The sequence below is a fragment of the Streptomyces sp. NBC_00690 genome, from assembly GCF_036226685.1.
Lineage (GTDB): Bacteria > Actinomycetota > Actinomycetes > Streptomycetales > Streptomycetaceae > Streptomyces.
On sequence record NZ_CP109009.1, the window covers coordinates 2,508,294 to 2,532,985 of the forward strand.

The 24,692-nt window shown below is 67.7% G+C and carries 19 protein-coding genes and 1 riboswitch; of the genes, 6 read left to right on the plus strand and 13 right to left on the minus strand.

The genetic code is table 11. The features are described from left to right. Window positions 1–6: 6 nt before the first annotated feature. A complete protein-coding gene (locus tag OID54_RS11105; RefSeq protein WP_329027415.1) occupies window positions 7–1,230 on the plus strand; it encodes a glycerate kinase family protein in 1,224 nt (407 codons plus the stop codon). On the opposite strand, the gene OID54_RS11110 is transcribed toward OID54_RS11105, so the two are convergent. The 6 genes from OID54_RS11110 to ctaE form a co-directional block, all read right to left on the minus strand. Next, window positions 1,173–2,585, minus strand: coding sequence for an aminotransferase class V-fold PLP-dependent enzyme (locus OID54_RS11110; RefSeq protein ID WP_329017598.1), 1,413 nt, complete (start codon window positions 2,583–2,585; stop codon window positions 1,173–1,175). The two genes, OID54_RS11105 and OID54_RS11110, sit on opposite strands and share 58 nt — an antisense overlap. Before the next feature lie 202 nt (window positions 2,586–2,787). After that, a riboswitch (SAM riboswitch) is annotated at window positions 2,788–2,905 on the minus strand. Window positions 2,906–3,059: 154 nt separating this feature from the next. Next, entirely contained in the window at window positions 3,060–4,124 is a 1,065-nt protein-coding gene (gene trpD, locus OID54_RS11115) for an anthranilate phosphoribosyltransferase (RefSeq protein WP_329017600.1), read from the minus strand. Window positions 4,125–4,251: 127 nt separating this feature from the next. Next, entirely contained in the window at window positions 4,252–5,892 is a 1,641-nt protein-coding gene (gene qcrB, locus OID54_RS11120; protein ID WP_329017603.1) for a cytochrome bc1 complex cytochrome b subunit, read from the minus strand. Further along, window positions 5,889–6,968, minus strand: a complete 1,080-nt coding sequence (gene qcrA, locus OID54_RS11125) for a cytochrome bc1 complex Rieske iron-sulfur subunit (protein WP_329017606.1) — start codon at window positions 6,966–6,968, stop codon at window positions 5,889–5,891. The genes qcrB and qcrA overlap by 4 nt, the downstream gene beginning before the upstream one ends. Beyond that, window positions 6,965–7,777, minus strand: coding sequence for a cytochrome bc1 complex diheme cytochrome c subunit (gene qcrC / locus OID54_RS11130; RefSeq protein ID WP_329017609.1), 813 nt, complete (start codon window positions 7,775–7,777; stop codon window positions 6,965–6,967). The genes qcrA and qcrC overlap by 4 nt, the downstream gene beginning before the upstream one ends. Before the next feature lie 89 nt (window positions 7,778–7,866). Then, entirely contained in the window at window positions 7,867–8,484 is a 618-nt protein-coding gene (ctaE, locus tag OID54_RS11135; protein ID WP_250922800.1) for an aa3-type cytochrome oxidase subunit III, read from the minus strand. 208 nt (window positions 8,485–8,692) lie between these two features. Between ctaE and OID54_RS11140 the strand changes: the two genes are divergently transcribed. After that, window positions 8,693–9,094: a hypothetical protein gene (locus OID54_RS11140; RefSeq protein WP_329017612.1), complete on the plus strand. Its 402-nt coding sequence runs from the start codon at window positions 8,693–8,695 to the stop codon at window positions 9,092–9,094. A gap of 124 nt (window positions 9,095–9,218) precedes the next feature. Here the strand turns inward: OID54_RS11140 and OID54_RS11145 are convergent, their stop codons facing one another. The 4 genes from OID54_RS11145 to ctaC all read right to left on the minus strand — a co-directional run bounded on the left by OID54_RS11145 (window position 9,219) and on the right by ctaC (window position 13,674). Beyond that, a complete protein-coding gene (locus tag OID54_RS11145) occupies window positions 9,219–10,466 on the minus strand; it encodes a L,D-transpeptidase (RefSeq protein WP_329017615.1) in 1,248 nt (415 codons plus the stop codon). 120 nt (window positions 10,467–10,586) lie between these two features. Continuing rightward, window positions 10,587–10,985, minus strand: a complete 399-nt coding sequence (locus tag OID54_RS11150) for a cytochrome c oxidase subunit 4 (protein WP_329017618.1) — start codon at window positions 10,983–10,985, stop codon at window positions 10,587–10,589. Further along, window positions 10,982–12,718, minus strand: a complete 1,737-nt coding sequence (gene ctaD / locus OID54_RS11155; RefSeq protein WP_329017621.1) for an aa3-type cytochrome oxidase subunit I — start codon at window positions 12,716–12,718, stop codon at window positions 10,982–10,984. Before ctaD ends, OID54_RS11150 begins: the two co-directional genes overlap by 4 nt. Continuing rightward, a complete protein-coding gene (gene ctaC, locus OID54_RS11160; RefSeq protein ID WP_329017625.1) occupies window positions 12,715–13,674 on the minus strand; it encodes an aa3-type cytochrome oxidase subunit II in 960 nt (319 codons plus the stop codon). Before ctaC ends, ctaD begins: the two co-directional genes overlap by 4 nt. Window positions 13,675–14,053: 379 nt before the next feature. On the opposite strand from ctaC, the gene OID54_RS11165 reads away from it, so the two are divergent. Next, complete coding sequence (locus OID54_RS11165; protein WP_329017628.1) at window positions 14,054–15,535, plus strand: cysteine desulfurase/sulfurtransferase TusA family protein; 1,482 nt, start codon at window positions 14,054–14,056, stop codon at window positions 15,533–15,535. A 925-nt stretch (window positions 15,536–16,460) separates the two neighbouring features. Here the strand turns inward: OID54_RS11165 and OID54_RS11170 are convergent. Continuing rightward, entirely contained in the window at window positions 16,461–17,435 is a 975-nt protein-coding gene (locus OID54_RS11170; protein ID WP_329017631.1) for a carbohydrate kinase family protein, read from the minus strand. Between the two features lie 130 nt (window positions 17,436–17,565). Between OID54_RS11170 and OID54_RS11175 the strand changes: the two genes are divergently transcribed. Next, on the plus strand, window positions 17,566–17,769 hold the full coding sequence (locus tag OID54_RS11175) for a hypothetical protein (RefSeq protein ID WP_329017634.1): 204 nt from the start codon (window positions 17,566–17,568) through the stop codon (window positions 17,767–17,769). Between the two features lie 93 nt (window positions 17,770–17,862). Then, window positions 17,863–19,374: a hypothetical protein gene (locus OID54_RS11180; protein ID WP_329017637.1), complete on the plus strand. Its 1,512-nt coding sequence runs from the start codon at window positions 17,863–17,865 to the stop codon at window positions 19,372–19,374. Between the two features lie 70 nt (window positions 19,375–19,444). Here OID54_RS11180 and OID54_RS11185 read toward each other — a convergent pair whose 3' ends face one another. Next, on the minus strand, window positions 19,445–19,801 hold the full coding sequence (locus tag OID54_RS11185; RefSeq protein ID WP_329027417.1) for a HesB/IscA family protein: 357 nt from the start codon (window positions 19,799–19,801) through the stop codon (window positions 19,445–19,447). A gap of 294 nt (window positions 19,802–20,095) precedes the next feature. Between OID54_RS11185 and nadA the strand changes: the two genes are divergently transcribed. Continuing rightward, window positions 20,096–21,280 carry a quinolinate synthase NadA gene (gene nadA, locus OID54_RS11190; protein WP_329017640.1) on the plus strand — a complete coding sequence of 395 codons (1,185 nt, stop codon included), beginning with the start codon at window positions 20,096–20,098 and terminating at the stop codon, window positions 21,278–21,280. Window positions 21,281–21,423: 143 nt separating this feature from the next. Here nadA and OID54_RS11195 read toward each other — a convergent pair whose 3' ends face one another. After that, on the minus strand, window positions 21,424–24,567 hold the full coding sequence (locus OID54_RS11195) for an efflux RND transporter permease subunit (protein WP_329017643.1): 3,144 nt from the start codon (window positions 24,565–24,567) through the stop codon (window positions 21,424–21,426). Between the last annotated feature and the right edge of the window lie 125 nt (window positions 24,568–24,692).

Genomic DNA, 24,692 nt, shown 5'->3' on the forward strand with positions numbered 1-24,692 from the left:
CCCACCGTGTTGATCCGATTCGCCATCGCCCCGAGCGGCTTCAAGGAATCCCTGTCCGCCCAGTCCGCCGCGCGGGCGATCGCAGCAGGCGTGCGCCGCGTCGTACCCGACGCGGAGATCGATCTGATACCGCTGGTCGACGGGGGCGAGGGCACCGCGGAGGCGTTGGCCTCCTCGTCGGGCGGGCGGCTGGTGCGACTGACCGCCACCGGGCCCACGGGCGATCGGATCGGTACGCACTTCGCCCTGCTCGGAGACGGGGAAGCGACGGCCGTGGTGGAGATGGCGGCCGTCGCAGGTCTCTCCCTGGTGCCGCGGGACCTGCGCGACCCCGGAGCCACCACCACCTACGGCGTCGGAGAGCTGATCCGGGCCGCACTCGACACGGGCGTCCGCCGCATCCTCGTCGGCTGCGGGGACTCCGGCACCTGCGACGGCGGCGCGGGCGCGCTCCAGGCCCTGGGAGCACGGCTGCTCGACGTCGAGGGCCGCGAACTCCCTTTCGGCGGTCGGGAATTGGCTCGACTCGACCGGATCGACACCTCAGCGCTCGATCCGCGACTGGCCGCCACCGAGATCCGAGTCGCCTGCAACCCCTTCAACGTGCTCTGCGGGGAACGCGGAGTCGCCCGGGTCTTCGGTCCGCAGAAGGGCTCCACCCCCGCGCAGGTCGAACAGCTCTCGGCGGGATTGGAGCACTGGGCGACCGTCCTCACCCGTGACTTCCAGGTCCGGGACGACCTCTTCGGCGGACCCGGCACCGGAGCGTCCGGTGGGCTCGGCGCCGGACTCGCCGCCCTCGGGGCCCAACTGCTGCCCCGCTTCGACGTGCTCCTCGACCAACTCGACCTCGACGAGCGACTGGCCAGGGCCGATCTGGTGATCACCGCCGAGGGCGCACTGGACCATCAGACCCCGCGCGGCAAGGTGCCCGCCGAGGTCGCCAGGCGCGCCAAGCGGTACGGTCGTGAAGTGCTCGCGCTCGCCGGCACGATCGGCGAGGGTGCGCACCACGTGCGTTCGGTGGGCGTGGACGCGTACAGCTCCATCCTGCCCGCGCCGGTCAGTCTGACGGAGGCGCTCGGGCGCGGCGGCGAGTTCCTCACCGACGCCACCGAGCGCGCCCTGCGGATGGTACTGATCGGAACCCGCCTGTCAGCGGACGACGATCGTCAGGCGGAGGGGGCCGTGGTCCTGTCGGGGACGCACCGACCGTCCTCGGTCCGGTAGTTCCAGCGGGCGCCGTCACGAACGAGTTCCTTGACGGCACCGACGAAGCGCTCCACGTGCTCGTCAGGGGTGCCGGCGCCGAAGCTGACCCGGATCGCGTTCAGCGAGCCGGGGGTCTCGTCCGGTGCTCCGCACTCACCCGGCTCCTGCGGGGTGCTGCCCAACAGGGTGCGGACCAGCGGATGAGCGCAGAAGAGCCCGTCGCGCACTCCGATGCCGTACTCGGCGGAGAGCGCGGCGGCGAAGTGGGAGCTGTTCCAGCCCCGGACGACGAAGGAGATCACGCCGACCCGCGGAGCCTCGTCCCCGAACAGGGAGAGCACCTTGACCTCGGGCACCTCGGCGAGACCCGCGCGGACCGTGGCGACGAGGCGCTGCTCACGGGCGACCAGCCGGTCGAAGCCCTCTTCGCTCAGGGCCTTGCAGGCGGAGGCGATGGCGTAGACACCGATCACGTTCGGCGAGCCGGCTTCGTGGCGGGCGGGCGTGGTGTGCCATTCGACGTCCACGCCTCCGTCGGAGCGGCGGGCGACCTGACGGGAGGCGCCGCCGCCCGCGAGGTAGGGCTCGGCGTCCTGGAGCCAGTCGGCGCGACCTGCGAGGACGCCCGAACCGAAGGGCGCGTAGAGCTTGTGGCCGGAGAAGGCGACCCAGTCGACGTCCAGTTCGCTCACGGAGACGCGGTGGTGGGGTGCGAGTTGGGCGGCGTCGAGGACGATCCGGGCGCCGTGGGCGTGGGCGGCTGCGGTCAGTTCGCGTACCGGCCAGAGCTCACCGGTCACATTGGACGCTCCGGTGACGCAGACCAGCGCGGGGCCGTACGGATCGCGGTCGGCGAGTGCCCGCTCCAGGGTGGCGACGGCCTCGTCGGGGGTGCGGGGCGCGTTGAGGTAGGTGACCTGGGCGCCCTGCCACGGAAGCAGGGAGGCGTGGTGCTCGGTCTCGAAGACGAAGACCTGGCAGTCGGCGGGCAGGCAGGCGGCGAGGAGGTTGAGCGAGTCCGTGGTGGAGCGGGTGAACACGACCTGGTCGGTGCTGCGGCAGTCGAGGAACTCCGCCACCGTGCGACGGCTGTTCTCGAACAGGTCGGTGGAGAGTTGGGAGAGGTAACCGGCACCGCGGTGGACGCTGCCGTAGTACGGCGCATAGGCGGCGACATCGTCCCAGACGCGCTGGAGGGCGGGTGCGCTGGCGGCGTAGTCAAGCGCGGCGTAGGTGACTTCACCCCCGGTGACGAGGGGGACGGTCACATCACGGCCGAGCACGGGGAGCGGGGCGGCACAGGCGGGATCGGTGTCCGCAGCGGAGGTGGCGGTGGTGTTCGGGCGTGCGGAGGTGCTCGGGCGTACGGACATGGCGGAATCTCCCGGGGTGACAGGCGGCGTGTCTTCATGACCCGTACACGGGCAGGGCAAGAGAGCCTCGCTGTACGGGGATTGCCTCAGAGCACGCGGGATGTCCGCGTGGAGGTGTACTGAAGGAGGGGCGAAGAGCCCTATCGCATTCGCTTGCTCACGAGACTGCTCCCTTGAGGACCAGGACCCCAGGGTTCGCAGGGGTCCGCGCTTGCCACGGGCCTCGCTGCCCACGGCCTGGTCTTCACCCGGGGCACCCCGCCACGGACGGAGGGTTGCCGGACAGCGGGCCGGGGCCGTAATCGCTGTCACTCATGACCTGAGGAGACGGTATGCCAGTGCGTCGCGATACCGCAACCCGTTCCGCATTCCGGACGCACCATGCCGCACCCTGCTGTGCGGGTTGCTCGGGGCGTACGCCGGCGGTCGTGTCGGGGCCACCCCCAGCGACACGACCACCGACGGCGCACGGCTTCAGGCGTTGCTGGCGGCCACCCAGCGCTCCAACGCGGCGAGGGCGGCCCCGGAGTCGATGGCCTCGGCCGCCCGGGCGAGGCCGGCCGTCAACTGCTCGTTGAGCGTGCCGTCCGACGGTGATTGGGCCACCAGCGCCGCCGCCGAGTTCAACAGGACCGCGTCCCGGATCGGACCCTTCTCACCGCCCAGCAACCGGCGCGCCACATCGGCGTTGTACGAGGCGTCCGCACCGCGCAGGGCCTCCACCGGCACCAGGTCGATACCGATGTCCCGCGGGTCGAACCGCTCCTCGCGGACCGTCCCGTCCCGGACCACCCAGACGTGCGAGGTGGCGGTCGTCGTCAGTTCGTCGAGACCGTCGTCGCCCCGGAACACCAGCGCCGAGGAACCGCGCTCCGCGAGCACGCCCGCCATGATCGGGGCCATCCGGGCATCCGCGACCCCCGTCGCCTGGGCCATCACCCGGGCGGGGTTGGTCAACGGCCCCAGGAAGTTGAAGACGGTACGGATGCCGAGTTCCTTGCGGGCCACGCCCACGTGGCGCAGCGCCGGATGGAACTTCACCGCGAAGCAGAACGTGATGCCCGCTTCCTCGGCCACCTCGGCGACCCGCTGCGGGGTCAGCTCCAGGTTCACGCCGAGCTTCTCCAGCACGTCCGAGGCTCCGGAGGCGCTCGAAGCGGCGCGATTACCGTGCTTGACGACCTTCACACCGGCGCCCGCGACCACGATCGCGGACATGGTGGAGATGTTCACCGTCTTGGCGCCGTCGCCCCCGGTGCCGACGATGTCGACGCACGGACCGGGCACTTCGATGAGATGGGCGTGCTCGTACATGGTCCGCACGAGACCGGAGATCTCCTCGACGGTCTCGCCCTTGGCCCGCAGGGCGACCGCGAGGCCGGCGATCTGCACATTGGTGGCCTCGCCGCTGAGGATGCGGTCCATGGCCCAGGCGGTTGCACGGGCACTGAGGTCACGGTTGTCGAGGAGGGCGTTCAGCACGACGGGCCAGGAGAGGTCCGCCACGCTGTCGCCGCCAACCGGGGTCACAACGTTCATGGTCCGCTCCAGGGTCCACAGGCTGAATGGATACGACCCACCCTATCCAGCGCCGGGGACGGCAAAGAGCCCCGTCCAATCATTGGACGGGGCTCCTGCTGTGGCGATCAGCGAGTGCTACGGATGATCAGTGGTGGCCGTGGCCGCTCGTGATCTCCTTGTACTCCTCTGTGGTCGGCTTCGGGATCTGGTTCCCCTCGCCGTAGAAGCCCTTGCTGAGGCTGACCTTGATCCGCTGGGTCGGGCCGACCTTGCGCTCGACACCGTTCTCGTCGACCGTGGGGCCGGCGTCCAGCGGCTGGTACTGCTCGTGCGAGGTGAGCGTGTACAGCTGGCCCTGGCTGAGCGGCTCGTGCACCTCGATGAACTCACCGTGCGGCAGCCGCTTGATGATGCCGGTCTCGCGACCGTGCAGCACCTTGTCGCGGTCGCGACGTTGGAGACCGAGGCAGATGCGCTTCGTGGCGATGAAGGCGAGGACCGGTCCGACGAAGAAGAAGATCCGGACGAACCAGGTGATCGCGTTGATCGACAGGTTGAAGTGCGTGGCCACGATGTCGTTGCCGCCACCGATGAGCATGATGAAGTACGCGGTCAGCCACGCCACACCGAAGCCGGTACGGGTCGGGGTGTTGCGCGGGCGGTCCAGGATGTGGTGCTCGCGCTTGTCGCCGGTGACCCACGACTCGATGAACGGATAGAGCGCGATCGCCCCCAGCACCAGCGGGAAGACCATCAGCGGGACCATCACACCGAGTGCCAGCGTGTGACCCCAGGCGTTGATCTCCCAGCCGGGCATCACTCGGACCAGTCCCTCGGCGAAGCCCATGTACCAGTCCGGTTGGGCTCCGGTGGAGACCTGATCGGTGCGGTACGGGCCGAGTGCCCAGATCGGGTTGAGCGTCGCAATCGCTGAGATGGCCGCGATCACACCGAAGACCAGGAAGAAGAAGCCTCCGGCCTTCGCCATGTAGACGGGCAGCAGCGGCATGCCGACGACGTTCTTCTCGGTCCGGCCGGGGCCCGCGTACTGGGTGTGCTTGTGGTAGACGACCAGGATCAAGTGGCCCACGAGCAGTCCGAGCATGATGCCCGGCAGTAGCAGGATGTGGATCGAGTAGAACCGGGCCACGAAGTCGTGGCCTGGGAACTCCCCGCCGAATAGGAACATCGAGATGTACGTACCGACGACCGGTACGGACAGGATCGCGCCCTGGGTGAAGCGGACACCGGTGCCGGAGAGCAGGTCGTCCGGGAGCGAGTAACCGGTGAAACCGGTGAACATGCCGAGGACGAGCAGCAGGAAGCCGAACAGCCAGTTGATCTCGCGCGGCTTGCGGTACGCGCCCGTGAAGAAGACGCGCATCATGTGGACCATCATCGCGGCGATGAAGATCAGCGCGGCCCAGTGGTGGATCTGCCGGATCAGCAGACCGCCACGGACGTCGAAGCTGATGTCCAGCGTGGAGGCGTACGCCTCCGACATCCGCACGCCCTGCATGGGCACGTAGCTGCCGTGGTAGACCACCTCGTTCATCGACGGGTGGAAGAACAGCGTCAGATACACACCCGTGAGGATGATGATGACGAAGCTGTAGAGGCAGATCTCACCGAGCATGAAGGACCAGTGGTCCGGGAAGATCTTGCGCATGTTGGCCTTGGCCAGGGAGTAGATCCCGAGCCGGCCGTCCGCCCAGTCGGCGACGCGCTCGCCGGCCGGGGCCTTGCGCTGGTTGTCAGCGCCCTTGGACTCTGTCGTAGTGCTCATCCGCGCTCCCAGAAGGAAGGTCCGACCGGCTCCGCGAAGTCGCCGAGTGCTTCGAGATTGCCCTCGGTGTTCACACCGATCCGCAGCTGCGGGAGGGCGTGACCGGCGGGGCCGAAGATGACACGGGCTCCGTCGGAGAGGTCGAAGGTGGACTGGTGGCACGGGCAGAGCACGTGGTGGGTCTGCTGCTCGTAGAGGCTGATCGGGCAGCCGACGTGCGTACAGATCTTCGAGAAGGCGACGATGCCCTCGTGCGACCACTCAAGCTCGCGCTTGTCCTTGATGTCGTCGGGACGGATCCGGACGATCATCAGGGCCGCCTTGGCGATCTCCTTCTGGAATTCGTGGTCGTCCATCTCCAGGCCCTCGGGCATGGCGAAGACCAACGAACCGACAGTGATGTCCTCGGGACGCAGCGGCTCCATCGTGTTCATGTTGATGAGCTGCTTGCCCTTGGCCCAGAGCGTGGTGCGGAGCTTCTTCTCCGGCAGCGGGCCGAGGTCGCGCAGCAGGACCACTCCGGAGAGCGGCACCAGCGCCATCGCACCGAACATCGTGTTGCGGATCAGCTTGCGCCGGCCGAAGCCGGACTCCTCGTTGCCCGCCGCCCAGTCGGCCATGACCTGGGCCTTGACCTCGGGGGACGCCGCGATCGGGTGACGCTCGTCGGCGACTTCCTGATCGGACATCAGGGTGCGGGCCCAGTGGACCGCGCCCGCGCCGATGAAGAAGAGCGCGCCACCGAGCGTGAGGCCGAGCGAGAAGTTCAGCGCGCTCACCCGGCCGAAGGGCCAGATGTAGACGAGCTGGTCCACGGGGAAGATCACGAAGCACGCGATGAAGGCGATGGTCGAGAGCATCGAGAGCGTGAACATCAGAGCCACCGCGCGCTCGGACCGCTTGGCGGCCCTCTCGTCGATGTCCTGTATGCGCGGCTTGTGGGCCGGCAGTCCCGGATCGGCGAACGGATTGTCGTCCGCGCGCTGGGCTACGGCGGTGTTCCCGTGCCCCGCCGCGCCGTGCGCAGCGCCCTGCTCTTGCGGCAGGTTCTCTTCTGGAATGTCTTGGCTACTCATGACTTCTTGGCCTTAGCGGTGTGGGCCGCGACCCAGACGGCAACTGCGATCAACGCACCCAGTCCGAAGACCCAGGCGAACAGGCCCTCACTGACGGGCCCGAGCCCACCCAGCGAGAGACCGCCCGGGCTGGACGACTCGTTGGGGTCGTTCATGGCCTCGACGTAAGCGATGACGTCCTGCTTCTCCTTCTCCGGCATCACCCCGTCGGGGAAGGAAGGCATGTTCTGCGGGCCGGTCTGCATGGCCTCGTAGATGTGCTTGGCGCTCACCCCCTCCAAGGTGGGGGCGTACTTGCCGTCGGTCAGCGCGCCGCCCTTGCCGGTGAAGTTGTGGCACTGGGCGCAGTTGGTGCGGAACAGGTCGCCACCGTTGGCGATGTCAGCGCCCTTGGCGCTGTACTGCTTCTCGGTGGGTGTGATCGGACCGGCACCGAAGGAAGCAACGTACGCGGCCAGCTGGTCGATCTGGGCCTGCGTGTAGATGTTCTTCTTCTTCGGCACCTGTGCGCCGGGCTGCTGGGCCGGCATACGGCCGGTCGCGACCTGGAAGTCGACGGCGGCGGAACCGACACCGACGAGGGTCGGACCGTCAGTGGTGCCCTGACCGCCGGTTCCGTGGCAGCTGGCGCAGCCAACGGTGTAGAGCTTCTTGCCCTCCTCGATGGCGAGGGACTGGGAGGTTTGATCGGCCTGCGCCTTGTCCGCAGGTGCGAACGCGGCGTACAGCCCCCCGGTGGCCGCCAGCGCGAGGAGTAGGACGACGACCGCCGCCAACGGATGGCGTCGTCGTGCGGAGAGCTTTTTCACGGATTACCCCGGTGTCAGGATTTTCTGCGTCGATGCTTCTGGACTGTGTCTGCTTCGGGCTTCTGCGTCCGGCAGTGTCGCCCGCGCCGTTACTTGATCAAGTAGATCGTGGCGAAGAGGCCGATCCAGACGACATCGACGAAGTGCCAGTAGTAGGACACGACGATGGCGGCGGTTGCCTGCTCATGGGTGAATCTCCTGGCCGCATAGGTACGGCCCAGGACCAGCAGGAAGGCGATCAGTCCGCCCGTCACATGCAGTCCGTGGAAGCCGGTGGTCAGGTAGAACACCGAGCCGTACGGGTCCGACGAGAGCGAAAGCCCGTGCTGGACCAGTTCGGTGTATTCGTACACCTGACCGCCGACGAAGATCGCGCCCATGATGAACGTGATCACGAACCAGCTGCGCAGCTTCTTCACGTCTCCGCGCTCGGCGGCGAATACGCCGAGCTGGCAAGTGAGAGAAGAGAGCACCAGGATCGTGGTGTTCGTCGCCGAGAACGGGAAGTTCAGAAGGTCGGCCTTCTCGGACCAGAACTCGGCACCCGTTACCGAGCGCAAGGTGAAGTACATCGCGAAGAGGGCCGCGAAGAACATCAGCTCGGAACTCAACCAGATGATGGTTCCGACGCTGGTGAGGTTCGGCCGATTGACCGACGGGTGCGCGTGCCCGGTTTCTACTGTCGTTGCTGTCGCCACGACCGACATTATGTCGGTCGCTTATCCCGCCCTCACTCCGGGGGGTGCCGTTCGGTGTGTCAGTACCCGCTGTGCTGCCCGAACGGCCGATCACCGCAGTGTCCGAACCGCTGTTTGCGCGGAGTTGGAGCGAGTACGATCCGGCCCATCGGTACCTGATCCAACGAGGGGTTCGGCGACGGCCCCCACAGCCCGATCCAAGCGACGCGGAGGAACGATGCAGCCGACCGCCACCGTGCTGGTCTACAGCGATAACGCCAACACCCGCGAACAGGTGCGGCTGGCCGCAGGGCGCAGGCCCGCGGCCGATGTTCCCCCGGTTGAGTTCATCGAATGCGCAACCCTGCCGGCCGTCCTCAAGCGGCTTGACCAGGGCGGGATCGACGTCTGCGTGCTGGACGGCGAGACCGTGCCGGCGGGCGGCATGGGCGTGTGCCGCCAGATCAAGGACGAGATCTTCGACTGCCCGCCGGTGCTGGTCCTCATCGGCCGCCCGCAGGACGCCTGGCTGGCGACCTGGAGTCGCGCGGAAGCCGCTGTGACGCTGCCTGTGGACCCCGTGGACTTCGCGAGGGCACTGGCCTCACTTCTGCGTGAGAGGCTCGCAGTAGAGGCGTGAGTGGCCTTCTGGGGCCCCTGGTGACCCCGGAAGGCATCGGACCTACCGGGGAGATCGGGCCGGGGCGGGTCGCGAAGGCGACGCGGCCCGCCCATCTGCCCCACCCTCGACCTGGGGCCTGGACCTAGACCTGAGGCCGCAGTCGGGCCGCGTCGACGGGATTGCTGCCGTCCGGGGTCCCTGCCACCAGTGCACTGCCCTGCCGCCAATCGGCCCAGGACAGGTTCCAGTCCCCGAATCCATTGCCGAACGGGTCCATGTCGTCGCCGTAGCTGTTGACGACCTGGACGATGTCGCCCTCGCGGACGGTCTCGTAGAACCAGGCCGCGTTGCCCGTCGACATTCCGGTGCAGCCGTGGCTGACGTTGGCGTACCCGTGCGAGCCGACCGACCACGGCGCGGCGTGCACGTACTCGCCGCTCCACGTGACCCGTGTGGCGTAGTACACGGGCAGGTCGTACCCCTCGTCGCCGTAGATCCCGACGCTCGTGCCCCGCATCCGGACGAAGTACTCCTTGCCGAGCACCACTTTGACGCCGTTGCGGGTGGAGAATCCGGGCTTGCCCGTGGTCACCGGAATGGTGTTGATCACTTCTCCGTTGCGCTTGACCGTCATGTGGTGCGACGAGGCGTCGGTGATGGCCTCGATGCGGTCTCCGATGGAGATCTTCAGGGCCTTGGACGTGCCGCCGTACAGGCTTCTTGCGACCTTCACGCCCTGGAGGTTGCTGGCGGCGGTGACGCTGGTCCCGGCTGGCCAGTAATCCTTGGGCCGAAAGTGGAGCTTTTCGTCGTCGACCCAGTGCCAGGCGCCGTCGACGGCCGGTTTTGAGTCAATCTTGAGCGCCCGTTCGATGACCGCCCGGGCCGCCTTGTCCTTGACCGGAAGGCTCAACTCGGCGGTGATGGGCTGGCCCACGCCGTAGGTGCCCGCCTCGGGTCCGAAGGCGACCGTCAGCTTGCGCTGTGCGGGTGATGTCTCAAAGGAGAGCGTACGACTGCCCGGTGCACCCTCGGAGTCCTCCGTGGCCACGCGGGCGGTGTACTTCACCCCTGCCGACAGCGCCCCCGTGGAGCGCCAGCGGCTGCCGTCGGCGGACAGTTCCCCGGCGAGGTGATGGCCTGAGTCATCGATGACGGTCACGTCCGTGATCCGGCCCTCGTCCCCCTTGACGTCGATCTCCAGGGGCTTGTCGGGATTCGCCTTGCGGCTGTCCGCGGGTGTGTTGAACGTGATCTGCTCGGCCGCGTCGAAGGGCTTTCCGGTGAGCGGGCTCGGGTCAGAGAAGCCACACGCGATCGCGACCGCCCCCAGGGAGACGACCAGGAGGGTGCAGCGGAGGGTCGTGCGGGTGCGGGGCGTCTGGTTCATAAGCACACGCTATGAAGACCCGTCCACCACGGCGCGCCGAACACCTCCAAATGGGCGGGCCCGGCTTCCCCGTTCGAGTGACGGGAAAGCCGGGCCCGGCCGTGATGCGCTGACGCTGTGTTACTGGTTCTGGCTCTCACCGCGGTAGTACTCGAACACCCAGCCGAAGAGGCCGACGAGGATGATCGGGACCGAGAAGTAGAGCAGCCACCAACCGACCGCCACACCGAGGAACGCGAGCGCTCCACCGATGGCCAGCGAGAGCGGCTGCCAGCTGTGCGGGGCGAAGAACCCGACCTCGCCGGACTCATCCGCGATGTCGGCTTCCTTGTCGTCCTGGGCCATGGCGTCCACACGCCGGGCCGTGAACGCCAGGTAGTAGCCGATCATGACGCTCAGACCGAACGCCAGGAAGAGCGCCGTCGTACCGGCAGGCTCCTTCGACCACACGCCGTAGAGGATGGCCACGGCGAGGATGAAGACGCTCAGCCAGAGGAACATCTTTCCCTGGATCTTCACTTGGCGGCCTCCCTTCCATCGGTGATGGCCTGGTCGACTTCACCACGGTTTTCGAGCTGGTCGACCAGCGCGATCTCCGGGTGGTGCAGATCGAAGGCCGGAGATTCGGAGCGGATGCGCGGAAGCGTGAGGAAGTTGTGCCGCGGGGGCGGGCAGGAAGTAGCCCATTCCAGCGAACGTCCGTAGCCCCACGGGTCGTCGACCTCGATCTTCTTGCCGAACTTGGCGGTCTTCCAGACGTTGTAGATGAACGGAAGGACCGACGCGCCGAGCACGAATGAACTGATCGTGGAGATGGTGTTCAGAGCGGTGAAACCGTCGGCGTCGAGATAGTCCGCATAACGCCGCGGCATACCTTCCGTACCCAGCCAGTGCTGCACCAGGAACGTTCCGTGGAAACCGATGAACAGGGTCCAGAAAGTGATCTTTCCAAGCCGCTCGTCGAGCATCTTGCCCGTGAACTTCGGCCACCAGAAGTGGAACCCGGCGAACATCGCGAAGACCACGGTGCCGAAGACGACGTAGTGGAAGTGCGCGACGACGAAGTACGAGTCGGAGACGTGGAAGTCCATCGGGGGCGACGCCAGGATGACACCGGTCAGACCACCGAAGGTGAAGGTGATCAGGAAGCCGATCGTCCAGAGCATCGGTGTCTCGAAGGACAGCGACCCCTTCCACATGGTGCCGATCCAGTTGAAGAACTTCACACCGGTCGGTACCGCGATCAGGAAGGTCATGAAGGAGAAGAACGGTAGGAGCACACCGCCCGTGACATACATGTGGTGCGCCCACACCGTCACCGACAGACCGGCGATGGCGATCGTCGCGGCGACCAGGCCCATGTAACCGAACATCGGCTTCCGACTGAAGACCGGGATGATCTCCGAGACGATGCCGAAGAACGGTAGGGCGATGATGTACACCTCTGGATGGCCGAAGAACCAGAAGAGGTGTTGCCACAGCAACGCTCCGCCGTTGGCCGAGTCGAAGATGTGTGCGCCGAACTTCCGATCCGCCTCCAGCGCGAAGAGCGCGGCGGCGAGGACCGGGAAGGCGAGCAGGACCAGCACACCGGTCAGCAGCACGTTCCAGGTGAAGATCGGCATCCGGAACATGGTCATGCCGGGAGCGCGCATGCAGATGATCGTGGTGATGAAGTTGACCGAACCGAGGATCGTGCCGAAGCCGGAGAAGGCCAGGCCCATGATCCACATATCGGCGCCCACACCCGGCGAGCGGACCGCGTCCGACAGCGGGGAGTAGGCGAACCAGCCGAAGTCGGCCGCACCCTGGGGGGTGAGGAAGCCGGCCACCGCGATGATGGAGCCGAACAGGTAGAGCCAGTAGGCGAACATGTTCAGCCGCGGGAAGGCCACATCGGGCGCCCCGATCTGAAGCGGCATGATCCAGTTCGCGAATCCGGCGAACAGCGGCGTCGCGAACATCAGCAGCATGATCGTGCCGTGCATCGTGAACGCCTGGTTGAACTGCTCGTTGGACATGATCTGCGTGCCCGGACGGGCCAGCTCGGCGCGCATGAAGAGCGCCATCAGTCCGCCGATGCAGAAGAACACGAACGAGGTGACCAGGTAGAGCGTACCGATGGTCTTGTGGTCGGTGGTCGTCAGCCACTTCACCACGACGTTGCCGGGCTGCTTGCGCCGCACCGGCAGCTCGTTCTCGTACGAGTCATCAGCTGCGGCGGCACCCTGGGATTCGTTGAGGATGCTCACAGTTGCTTCTTCTCCGAGTTCTTGGCCGGGGTCGACTGCTCAATGCCCGACGGGAGGTAACCGGTCTGCCCCTTCTCGGCAAGCTCCTTGAGGTGCTGCTGGTAGCGCTCGGGGGAGACCACCTTGACGTTGAAGAGCATCCGGGAGTGGTCGACACCACAGAGCTCGGCGCACTTGCCCAGGAAGGTGCCCTCACGCGTGGGGGTCACTTCGAAGACGTTGGTGTGTCCCGGGATCACGTCCTGCTTGAAGAGGAAGGGGACAACCCAGAAGGAGTGGATGACATCGCGTGAGGTCAGCACGAAGCGGACCTTTTCTCCCTTGGGGAGCCACAGTGTCGGGCCGGGGTTGCCGGTCTGGGGGTTCCGGGTTCCGGGAATGCCAGCGTCGTACACGCCGCCCGCATTGGCCGGGAACTCATCGCGGTACTTGTCCGGAATCCCCTCCAGGTTCTTTTCGGTCTTAGCGTCGCCCTTGGAGCCGTCCACATCCTCGATGTAGTTGAAGCCCCAGCTCCACTGGTAGCCGACCACGTTGACCGTGTGGGTGGGCTTGTCCGAGAGGGAGAGAAGCTTGGACTCGTCACGTGCGGTGAAGTAGAAGAGCACCGAAACGATGATGAGCGGGACCACCGTGTACAGGGCCTCGATCGGCATGTTGTACCGGGTCTGCGGAGGCACCTCTACCTTGGTGCGCGTGCGCCGGTGGAAGATCACGCTCCACAAGATCAGGCCCCACACCAGCACGCCCGTGACGAGCGCTGCCGCCCACGAGCCCTGCCAGAGGGAGAGAATGATCGGCGCCTCTTCCGTAACCGGAGTAGGCATACCAAGACGGGGGAAATCCTTGTATGTACAACCGGTAGCGGTCGCAAGGATTAGGCCCGCAGTCAGCACCTGCGGCAGCTTCCGCCGCATCGGGCGCCGCGACGAGCGGTCGGAGCCGTTGGGACTCACGTAGCGCCTTCCCGAGAGTCTCGGCCCGCGCTACCGGCTGCGGCCGTCTCGCTGGTCGGTCGCCGGCCCTGACGCGGGCAGGGGTTTGGATGTTTATGCGGACCAAACCCTACTGGACGCTATTTGGGGTCGCGCGGGGAGGGTGCCCAACGCGCCGTCCGACACCCCGAAGGGATGGAATCCCCCTGCATATCGCGCGGTTTTCGACGGGAATCGCTAGGGAATCCAGAGCCGGATTCACATTCGGAGGCCATCACCGGATTCCATCCCGGACGGTCGCAGTCCACATCCCGCCGCGACTACCGAGTCCCCACACCCGGTGGAGATCTGACGCCCCTCCAGACCGCAGAGCCGAACCCGAGGGGGTTAGCGTGGCCGGGTGCCCTACTTCGACGCGGCCTCCTCCGCACCTTTGCACCCCGTGGCCCGACAGGCCCTCCAAGCATCCCTGGACGAGGGCTGGGCGGACCCCGCACGTCTCTACCGCGAAGGCCGCCGGGCGCGTTTGCTGCTCGACGCAGCGCGCGAGGCGGCGGCCGAAGCCATCGGATGCCGACCGGACGAGTTGACCTTCGCTCCCTCGGGGACGCACGCGGTGCACCTCGCGATCGCCGGGGCGACAGCAGGGCGGCGACGGGCCGGAAGCCGAGTGGTCGTCTCCGCGGTCGAGCACTCCTCCGTACTCCACGGCGCTGGTGAAGCTGCGGTCACCGTCCCCGTGGACCGGCACGGCCGGGTGGACGCCGCCGCCTTCGCCGGGGAACTCGCCAAAGGGCCGGGCGGGGGACCTGGCGAAGGCACCGCACTGGCCTGCCTCCAGTCCGCCAACCATGAAGTCGGCACCGAACAGCCGGTGGGCGAAGTCGCCGAAGCGTGCCGTGCGGCGGGCGTACCGCTCCTGGTGGACGCGGCGCAGTCCCTCGGGTGGGGGGCTGTGCCCGACGGGTGGTCGCTGCTCACCGCGAGCGCCCACAAGTGGGGTGGGCCCGCGGGCGTCGGGCTCCTCGCGGTACGCAAGGGGGTCCGGTTCGCTCCCAGAGGCCCGGCGGACGAACGGGAGTCGGGGCGCTCCCCCGGCTTTGAGAACCTGCCCGCGATCGTGGCCGCCGCCGCATCACTGCGCGCCGTCCGGGCCGAGGCCGCGGGAGAAGCGGTGCGCCTGCGGGGTCTGGTGGACCGCATCCGCACCCGGGTGCCCGAGGTGGTGCCCGATGTGGAGGTGGTGGGTGATCCGGTACGCCGACTCCCCCACTTGGTGACGTTCTCCTGTCTGTACGTGGACGGGGAGGCACTGCTCCATGAACTGGACCGTGCGGGATTCTCCGTCTCCTCAGGCTCCTCCTGCACATCGAGCACGCTGACTCCGAGCCATGTGCTGCGGGCCATGGGGGTGCTCAGCGAGGGAAACGTCCGGGTTTCGCTGCCGTCCGGCACCACAGCGTCCGAAGTGGAACGGTTCCTGGACGTTCTGCCGGAAGTCGTGTCGTCCGTACGGGAGCGGCTGGGGGCTCCGGGGGTGGGGGGGACGGTCCGGGGGGTGGGTGGCCAGGAGGTGGGCGCCGTGGGGGTGGGCTCCGAGGGGCCGGGTTCGGAGGGGCCGGGTGCCGAGGGGTCGGACTCCGAGGGGTCGGACTCCGAGGTACTGGTCCTGGACGCCCTGGGCAAGCTCTGTCCGATTCCCGTGATCGAACTGGCGAAGGTGATCGAGGACGTACGCATCGGCGGGGTGGTGCGGGTGCTGTCGGACGACGAGGCCGCCCGCCTGGACATTCCGGCTTGGTGTGCGATGCGGGGGCAGGAGTATTTGGGGGAGGAGGAAGTGGAAGGGGGGGTGGGGTATGGGGTGAGGCGGGTGGTGTGAGCTGCGGGGGTGGCCCGGGGGCTGCGGGTCTTGGCTGTTTCCGGGTGGGGCCCGTGCCTGGGTTTCCGCCCTGGGGGGTGGCGGGGTTCCGTCCTCAAGCGCCGGACGGGCTGGGTTGGCTTGGGCTGCTGGTTTTGACTGCTTCCGGGCGGAGCCCGTTCTGTGAGTTCAGCCCTTGGGGGTGGAGGGTTCCGTCCTCAAGCGCCGGACGGGCTGGGTTGGCTTGGGCTGCTGGTTTTGACTGCTTCCGGGCGGAGCCCGTTCTGTGAGTTCAGCCCTTGGGGGTGGAGGGTTCCGTCCTCAAGCGCCGGACGGGCTGGGTGGGGCGGGTGGAGCTTGTGTTGTGGGCTTGGCCTTGGGGGGCGGGGCTTTAGGGGGTCCGGCTGGGGTTTGGGTGGGGTGCGGGTGGTGGGGGTGCTTTCGGGCGTGACTCCTCAGCGCCGGCGGCCAGCGGCTGGCCCGTTGGTGGCGGCTCTGAAGCCGCCGACGCTTCCGGGGACACCCCCTGCGCGCCCCCAGTGCCGCAACTGGCTCTGCCTGCGCCCAGCCCGTCCATAAGTCGAGCTCAGGACAGGCGCTACCCAACACCGCAAACAGGTCTACCTGGCCCCGGGCCATCCACGGGGTGAGCTCAGGATGCGCGCTACCCAATACCGCAACCAGGTCTTGCTTGCCCCCAGCTCGTCCAAAAGCCAGGAAGTCGGGCTCAGGGCAGGTGCCCAGGGGGCAACCAGTTCTGCTTGCGCCTGGCCCTGGCTCCATCCGTGGGTTCAGCCAGGGTGGGGAGTGTTCCACTGGCCGTGGATCAGGCTTAGGTCGCGGGGCGCGGCCCCAGTGCCGTCGGCTTACCCCTGGGGCGTCCGCAGTTGAGACCCGGGCGGGAGTGTTCGTCGGGCCGGGGGAAAGGCCCCCGGCCCGGGTGGGGTTAGGCCAGGTGAGTCTTGACCTCGGTGCCTGCGTCTTCGCCGTATGCCTTGGTGAAGCGGTCCATGAAGTGCGCCCGGCGCAGGGTGTACTCCTGGGTGCCCAGGGTCTCGATGACCAGCGTCGCCAGCATGCAGCCCACCTGGGCCGCCCGCTCCAGGTCGACGCCCCATGAGAGCCCGGACAGGAACCCGGCGCGGAAGGCGTCCCCGACGCCCGTCGGGTCGACCTTGGCCTCTTCCTGCGGGCAACCCACCTCGATCGGGTCATCGCCGACGCGCTCGATGCGTACTCCGCGAGCCCCGAGGGTGGTGATCCGGTGGCCGACGCGGGAGAGGATCTCGTCGTTGGTCCAGCCCGTCTTGGACTCGATCAGGCCCTTCTCGTACTCGTTGGAGAAGAGATAGGTGGCGCCGTCCAGCAGTATCCGGATCTCGTCCCCGCTCATCCGGGCGATCTGCTGGGAGAAGTCGGCCGCGAAGGGGATGTTCCGCGAACGGCACTCCTCGGTGTGTCGGAGCATTGCCTCCGGGTCGTCCGCGCCAATGAGTGCGAGGTCGAGCCCGCCCACCCGGTCGGCGACCGACTTGAGCTCGATCAGACGGGCCTCGCTCATGGCGCCGGTGTAGAAGGAGCCGATCTGGTTGTGGTCGGCATCGGTGGTGCAGACGAAACGCGCCGTGTGCAGGACCTCGGAGATCCGTACGGAATCGGTGTCCACTCCGTGTCGATCCAGCCAGGCGCGGTACTCGTCGAAGTCCGCCCCGGCCGCTCCGACGAGGATCGGCGCGGTCCCGAGCTGCCCCATACCGAAGCAGATGTTGGCGGCGACACCGCCGCGGCGGACGTTGAGGGTGTCCACAAGGAAGGAGAGAGAAACCGTGTGGAGCTGGTCCGCGACCAGCTGATCGGCGAAACGACCCGGGAAGGTCATGAGGTGGTCAGTGGCGATGGAGCCGGTGACTGCGATTCGCACGGCGAGGCGCTCCTGTGGAGGGGGGGCGTTGACGCTTAACGCTACCCGGTCGAACAGGTCTCCCCGTAAGGCGAGAACTACCCAATAGTAGGTCTTTTTTCCCTCTCTCCAAGGTGCGTACGGTGCTGTTATGACGAACCACGCAGGTGCTGCCGGCCGCGAGACGGAATTCACCCTTGCCCAGTTGCGCGGGGATTGCGCACGGATGGCTCCCCACTGGGTGGTGCCCATGGCGGACGTGCCGGCTCCGGTGTTGCCTTCGAGCATCCATGGCGTCGTGGTGCCCAGCGCCTCGGCACGACTGGTGGAGGCCATGCCCGAGTACGGGCAGTGACCGCGCCCCGGCGAAGGGGAACCGTCCGGCCGTCGGCCCCGTCCCATACACATCCACGCGCCGTGGGTGGGTATGAGGCCAAGGAGCGATGCGGTGAGCAGCAGCACCGAGAACAGCGAACCCCGTGTGCGCCGTAAGCGCGCCCCGCTCGTCGCATCCGCGGTGGCGGTACTGCTCATCGCGGGGGGCGGCGGCACCTATCTGGCGACCGTGGGTTCCAGCGGGGCTTCGGCGGGCTCCGATCGGAGTGCAGCCCCTCCGCCGCAGCTCTCCGCAGATCCGGAACAGGCGCGGGCGCGGGCGGGTATCGCACCCGGTGAGCCGGCCCCTTCCGGCGCCGTCCGCTATCGCGCCCATCGACTTCCAGCAGGACCTGAACGGGCCACCGTGCACCAGTCGGTCGGGACGGTCGACCGGAGCGAGGTGGTTCGGCTCGCGGCGGCGCTCGGGATGTCGGGCACTCCGCGGCTGACCGGTGGCACGTGGTCCGTGGGCCCCGGGGCCGATGGCTCCGGGCCATTGCTGCGGGTCGACCGCAAGGCGCCGGGCACCTGGACCTACGGTGCGTACGGAAGTGCTCCGAGCGGCGACGACTGCGCCCCGGGTGCGACCTGCCAGAAGCCGGACACCGGGACCGAGGCGGGTACGCCGGTGAGCGAGGCTGCGGCGAAGAAGGCAGCCGCACCGCTGCTCAAGGCCCTCCGGCAGGCCGACGCCCGAACGGACGCTCGGCAGGTGCGCGGTGCCGTGCGGGTGGTGAACGCCGATCCGGTGGTCGGCGGGTTGCCCACGTACGGCTGGACGACCGGGGTGGAGATCGGCGCGGACGGTCAGGTCGTCGGTGGTGGCGGGCGGCTGCTGGAGCCGGTGAAGTCCACCGAGCATCCGGTGCTCTCCGCCCAGGAGGCGCTGGACCGACTGAATCAAGGTGCGAACACAGCGGGCACCGCCGACTGCCCCACGCCGTTGCCGGGAGCGGACGCGGCGGTCTCGGACGTCCCCTGTGGTCCGCCCGCGTGTGCCACTCCCGTACCGCTGGAGGGTGCGCAGAAGCCGGCGCAGCCCTGTGGCACGGTGACGCCGGAGCAGCGAACGGTGACGGGCGCGGTGTTCGCGTTGTCCGCCCAGCCGGTGGGGCAGGGCCAGGCACTCGTCCCGTCCTGGGTCTTCCGGGTGGGCGGCGAGGCGGCGGCGGTCGTGCAGCCCGCGGTGGAGCCTGAGTTCTTGCGGGAGAAGGGGGAGACCCGTCCCGCGCAGCCGGTTCAGCCTCCGAAGCCGCCGCAAAAGATCAAGCCGTCCGGACCAGTGGCCGACCCCGCCGTGCCACGGCCCGCTGGGCGCGTCGAGTCGTACGCGGTCGAAGGACTGAAGCTGACGGTGACCTTCTGGGGCGGGGTGTGCTCCGACCACCGGGCGACGGCGGTCGAGAGCGGCGGTGTGGTGAAGGTGCGGATCAACGAGTCCTCACCGGACCCGGACAGGGTGTGCATCGCCCTGGCGAAGCAGTTGAAGGAGACGGTGACGCTGGATCGGCCGCTCGGCGATCGGGCGGTGGTGGACGCCGAGTCCGGCGGGACGGTCGAGCGGGTCGGTTCGTCCGGCTGAGTGATGACTGTCCATGCCAAAGGGCGGCGGCCCGTACGGGCCGCCGCCCTTGGTGCGTGCGGGGGACGACTCAGTTGAAGGAGTCGCCACAGGCGCAGGACCCCGTGGCGTTCGGGTTGTCGATGGTGAAGCCCTGCTTCTCGATGGTGTCCACGAAGTCGATGGAGGCGCCGCCGAGGTAGGGAGCGCTCATCCGGTCAGTGACGACCTTGACTCCGTCGAAGTCCTTGATGACATCGCCGTCGAGCGAACGCTCGTCGAAGAAGAGCTGGTAGCGCAGACCGGAGCAACCGCCGGGCTGGACGGCTACCCGCAGTGCCAGGTCCTCCCGACCTTCCTGGTCCAGCAGGCCCTTGACCTTGGCCGCGGCGGCTTCGGACAGGAGGATGCCGTCGTTCACGGTGGTGGTCTCGTCCGATACGGACATCTGCTTCATCACTCCCGGGATGGGGTCTCCCCACCAGAGGCAGGGGAAGTACGGAGACTGCTTGCAGACGGTTCCAACCGGTGGAGTCCTGGATTCATTCCGGGCCCAGGGCTCTCCTTGGTCTTCTTTCTACTGCCTTCATGCTCGCATACCCGGCCGCGAGGGGGCACCGGCCTACACAGGGGGGTGCGTCACATCGACGCAATGGCCATCGTCAAAGTGACATGAAGCGGTTATCATAGATAACGTCAAATAGACGAAAAGGTCTGTGCAGAGAAAGAAAGGGTGTGTGTCGTGACCACCGCCCCACCCCGTACGGAGTCGCTCGATGTGCAGCCGACGCCGCTCGCCCTTCTGTTGCTCGGCCGTGAGGCCGACCCCAGGAGCGAGCGCGGCGTGGAGTGCCCCGGCGATCTGCCGTCCCCCTCCGACCCGGATCTGGTGGAGCGCGCCCGCGCGGCGAAGGAGAAACTGGGCGAGAAGGTCTTCGTCCTGGGCCACCACTACCAGCGCGACGAGGTCATCCAGTTCGCCGATGTCACGGGTGACTCCTTCAAGTTGGCGCGGGAAGCAGCGGCGCGCCCCGACGCCGAGTACATCGTCTTCTGCGGCGTGCACTTCATGGCAGAGTCCGCGGACATCCTGACCTCGGTCGACCAGAAGGTGGTCCTGCCCGATCTGGCCGCGGGCTGCTCGATGGCCGACATGGCGACGGCCGAACAGGTCGCCGAGTGCTGGGACGTGCTGACCGAAGCCGGCATAGCCGAGCGGGTCGTACCCGTCTCGTACATGAACTCCTCGGCCGACATCAAGGCGTTCACCGGCAAGCACGGTGGCACCATCTGCACCTCGTCCAACGCCAAGCGTGCGCTGGACTGGGCGTTCGAGCAGGGCGAGCAGGTCCTCTTCCTGCCCGACCAGCACCTGGGCCGCAACACCGCCGTACGGGACATGGGCATGTCCCTCGACGACTGCGTCCTCTATAACCCGCACAAGCCCAACGGCGGACTGACCGTCGAGCAGTTGCGCTCGGCGAAGATGATCCTGTGGCGCGGCCACTGCTCGGTGCACGGCCGGTTCTCGCTGGATTCCGTACGGGAGGTCCGGGAGCGGATTCCGGGCGTCAATGTGCTGGTCCACCCCGAGTGCAAGCACGAGGTCGTGTCGGCGGCGGACTACGTCGGTTCGACCGAGTACATCATCAACACGCTCGACGCCGCCCCGGCCGGCTCCAAGTGGGCCATCGGCACCGAACTGAACCTGGTCCGCCGGGTTGCCCAGGCCCACCCGGACAAGGAGATCGCCTTCCTCGATCGAACCGTCTGCTTCTGCTCGACGATGAACCGCATCGACCTGCCCCATCTGGTGTGGACGTTGGAGTCCCTGGCCGAGGGCACCCTCGTCAACCAGATCCAGGTGGACAGCGAGACAGAGAGTTTCGCCAAGCTGGCCCTGGAACGGATGCTGACCCTTCCGTAGCGGGCGGACAAAGCGTGGTGCCCCGGTCGTCGATGACGGCCGGGGCACTGTGTTCTCCCGTTGTTCCCCAGGTGCGAAACGGCCCACCCGGTCCGGGTTCCTCTCGGGACCGCGGACCGGGTGGGCCGTCAGGGGTGCTGGGATCAGACGTTGACCGGGCTCGGCTCCTCGCTCTGCGCGCCCTCGTCCTCGGCCGTTGCCTCGCCGGACTTCTCCGCACGCTTCGCAGCCCGCTTGGCGGCACGGCGCTCCTTGCGGAGCTCGACCATCGCGTACAGCGTCGGTACGAGCAGCAGGGTCAGCAGCGTCGAGGTGAGCAGCCCGCCGATGACCACGATGGCCAGCGGCTTGGCGATGAAGCCGCCCTCGCCCGTGACGCCGAGCGCCATCGGCAGCAGGGCGAAGATCGTCGCCAGTGCGGTCATCAGGATCGGGCGCAGCCGGTGTCGACCGCCCTCGATGACCGCCTCGACCACGCCGAGGCCCTGGGAACGGTACTGATTGATCAGGTCGATCAGCACGATCGCGTTGGTGACCACGATGCCGATCAGCATCAACATACCGATCATCGCCGGCACGCCCATCGGCGTACCGGTGAGGAGCAGCAGTCCGATCGCGCCGGTTGCCGCGAACGGAACGGAGACCAGCAGGATCAGCGGCTGGATCAGCGAACGGAACGCCGCCACCAGGAGCATGAACACGATCGCAATCGCCGCGAGCATCGCCAGGGCCAAGGAGGCGAACGCGTCGTCCTGGTCCTCGGAGACCCCTCCGATGGAGGCGGTGGCGCCCTCCGGCAGATCCAGGGAGTTCAGCTTGGTCTGGAGCTCGGAGCTGACGGCGCCGGTGTTGTCACCGGTCGGCTTGGCCGTGATCGTCGCGGCGCGCGAGCCGTCGATGCGGGTCATGGAGACCGGCCCCGGCACCAGCTTGACATCGGCGATGGTGCCGAGCTTGACCGCGCCCAGTGGCAGGTTCTGGAGTTCGGCGAGGGTCTTCGCGGGCCGGGCGGAGGTGATGACCACGTCCCGCTCGGTGTCGTCGATGATCGCCTTGCCGGACGGGGTGCCGCGCACTGCCTGGGCGACGGCCATTCCGAGGGTGGCGTCGTTGAATCCCGCCTCGGCCGCCTTGGCGTTCGCCTTCACGGAGATCCGCGGGATGGACTGGGCCAGGTCGCTCTGGACGTCGGTGACGTCGTCGAGGCCGGCGATCTCCTTGCGGACGGACTCGGCCGCCGTCTTGAGCGTGTCCGGGTTGGCCGCCTTCACCACGACACTCAGGTCCTGGCTGCCGAAGCCGTCGCCCGCCGCGATGGTCGTGTCGCCGACGCCGTCGAGCTTGGCCAGTTCCGCATCGATGCGGTCCCGGACCTTCTCGTAGTCTCCGGCGTCCTTGAGGGTCATCTGATAGGACGCCTGGTTGGAGCCCGTGCCCCCGCCGAAGGCCGCCATAAATCCGGAAGAACCCACCGTGACCTGGTAGTTCTTCAGTTCGTCAAGACCGGAGAGTACCTGCTCGACCTTCTTGGCGGCAGCGTCGGACGCCTCCAGGCTGGTGCCTGGCGGCAGCTCCTGCTTGATCGACATGACCTCCTGTTCGCCCTGGTCGAAGAAGTTGGTCTTCAGCAGACCGCCCATGCCGAGGGTGGCGAACAGGACGACGACCGCGATGCCGATGCTGGTCAGGCGGCGGCGCGTGGCGAAGCGCAGGACGGGTACGTACATCCGCTGGAGCCGGCTGCGCTCCTCCTTCTCCTCGGCGATCCGACGGGCCTCGTCGGCGCCCAGTCCCCGTACGGCCTTGGGCGCGCGCAGGAACCAGAACGACAGCACCGGTACGACGGTGAGTGACACCAGCAGCGAGGCGAGCAGTGCCGCGGTGACGGTGAGGGAGAACGAGCCGAACAGCTCGCCGACCATGCCGCCGACCAGACCGATCGGCAGGAACACGGCGACGGTCGTCAGCGTGGACGCGGTGACCGCTCCCGCGACCTCCTTGACTGCGTTGACGATCGCGCTCTCGCGCTCCTCGCCGTAGCCGAGGTGACGCTTGATGTTCTCCAGGACCACGATCGAGTCGTCGACGACCCGGCCGATGGCAATGGTGAGCGCGCCCAACGTGAGCATGTTGAGGGAGAGGTCACGGGTCCACAGCACGATCAGCGCGAGGACCACGGACAGCGGGATGGAAACGGCCGTGACCAGGGTGGAGCGCACCGAGGCCAGGAAGACCAGGATCACGATCACCGCGAAGAGCAGTCCCAGTGCTCCTTCGGTGGTGAGTCCGGAAATCGCCTTGGAGACCGCGGGTCCCTGGTCGGAGACCACGGACAGCTCGGCCCCCGAGCCGAGGTCTTTGCGCAGCTCGGGCAGCTTGTCCGTGACCGCTTCGGAGATGGCGACGGCGCTGCCGTCGTTGTCCATGGTGGCGAGGACGGCCAGGCTGGGCTTTCCGTTGGTCCGGGTGAGGGAGACCGCGGTGGCGGGCGTCTGCTGGACGGTGGCGACATCAGCGAGACGCACCGGCTTGCCCTTGGCGGGCGCCGGGGGCGCGATCCGCAGTTCCTGGATCTGCTGGACGCTGGTGAAGCCGCCGCCGACCTGGACCGTGCGGCTCTTGCCGGCCTCGCTGAACGAGCCGGCGGGGACGGTGGCGCCGCCGGCGGTGAGCGCCTCGGCGAGGACGGCCGCATTCAGACCGGCCGCGGCCAGCTTGGCACCGTCGGGCGTGACGGAGATCTGGAGGTCCTGGACGCCGTCGATGGTGACCTGTCCGACGCCCTCGATGTCCTCCAGTGCGGGGACGACCGTGCGCTCCAGTTGGTCGGCGAGCGTCTGCTGGTCCTTGTCCGAGGTGACCGCGAGGACGACGGTCGGGATGTCGTCGGTCGAGCCGGCGATGACCTGGGGATCGACGGTGTCGGGGAGTTGTGCCCTGGCTCGGTTGACCGCCTGCTGCACATCGGCGACGAGTTGCTTGGTGCCGTCCCCGTACTCGAAGCTGGCCATGATCACGGCGTTGCCTTCGCTCGCCGTGGAGGTGATGCCCTTGATGCCGTCGACCATCTCCAGGGAGCTTTCGAGCGGCTCAACGACCTGCTTCTCGACGACGTCCGGGGACGCGCCCTCGTAGGGGGCGAGCACCGACACCATGGGCAGTTCGATGGAGGGCAGCAACTGCTGTTTGAGCTGGGGTATGGCAATCGCGCCGAAGACGATCGCAACGATCGACATCAGCCCGACCAGCGCACGTTGCTTCAGGCTGAACTGAGACAGCCAGGACATGGGGACTCTCTTCTGTGGCTCGCGGCAGGCAAGGAGCGGAGGGTTCGCCGGGGGCGGACGTGCGGACACGGACCGCCAGAACCCCGCTAATACCATCCGTCATCGAATCGGCCCGACTGTCGGCC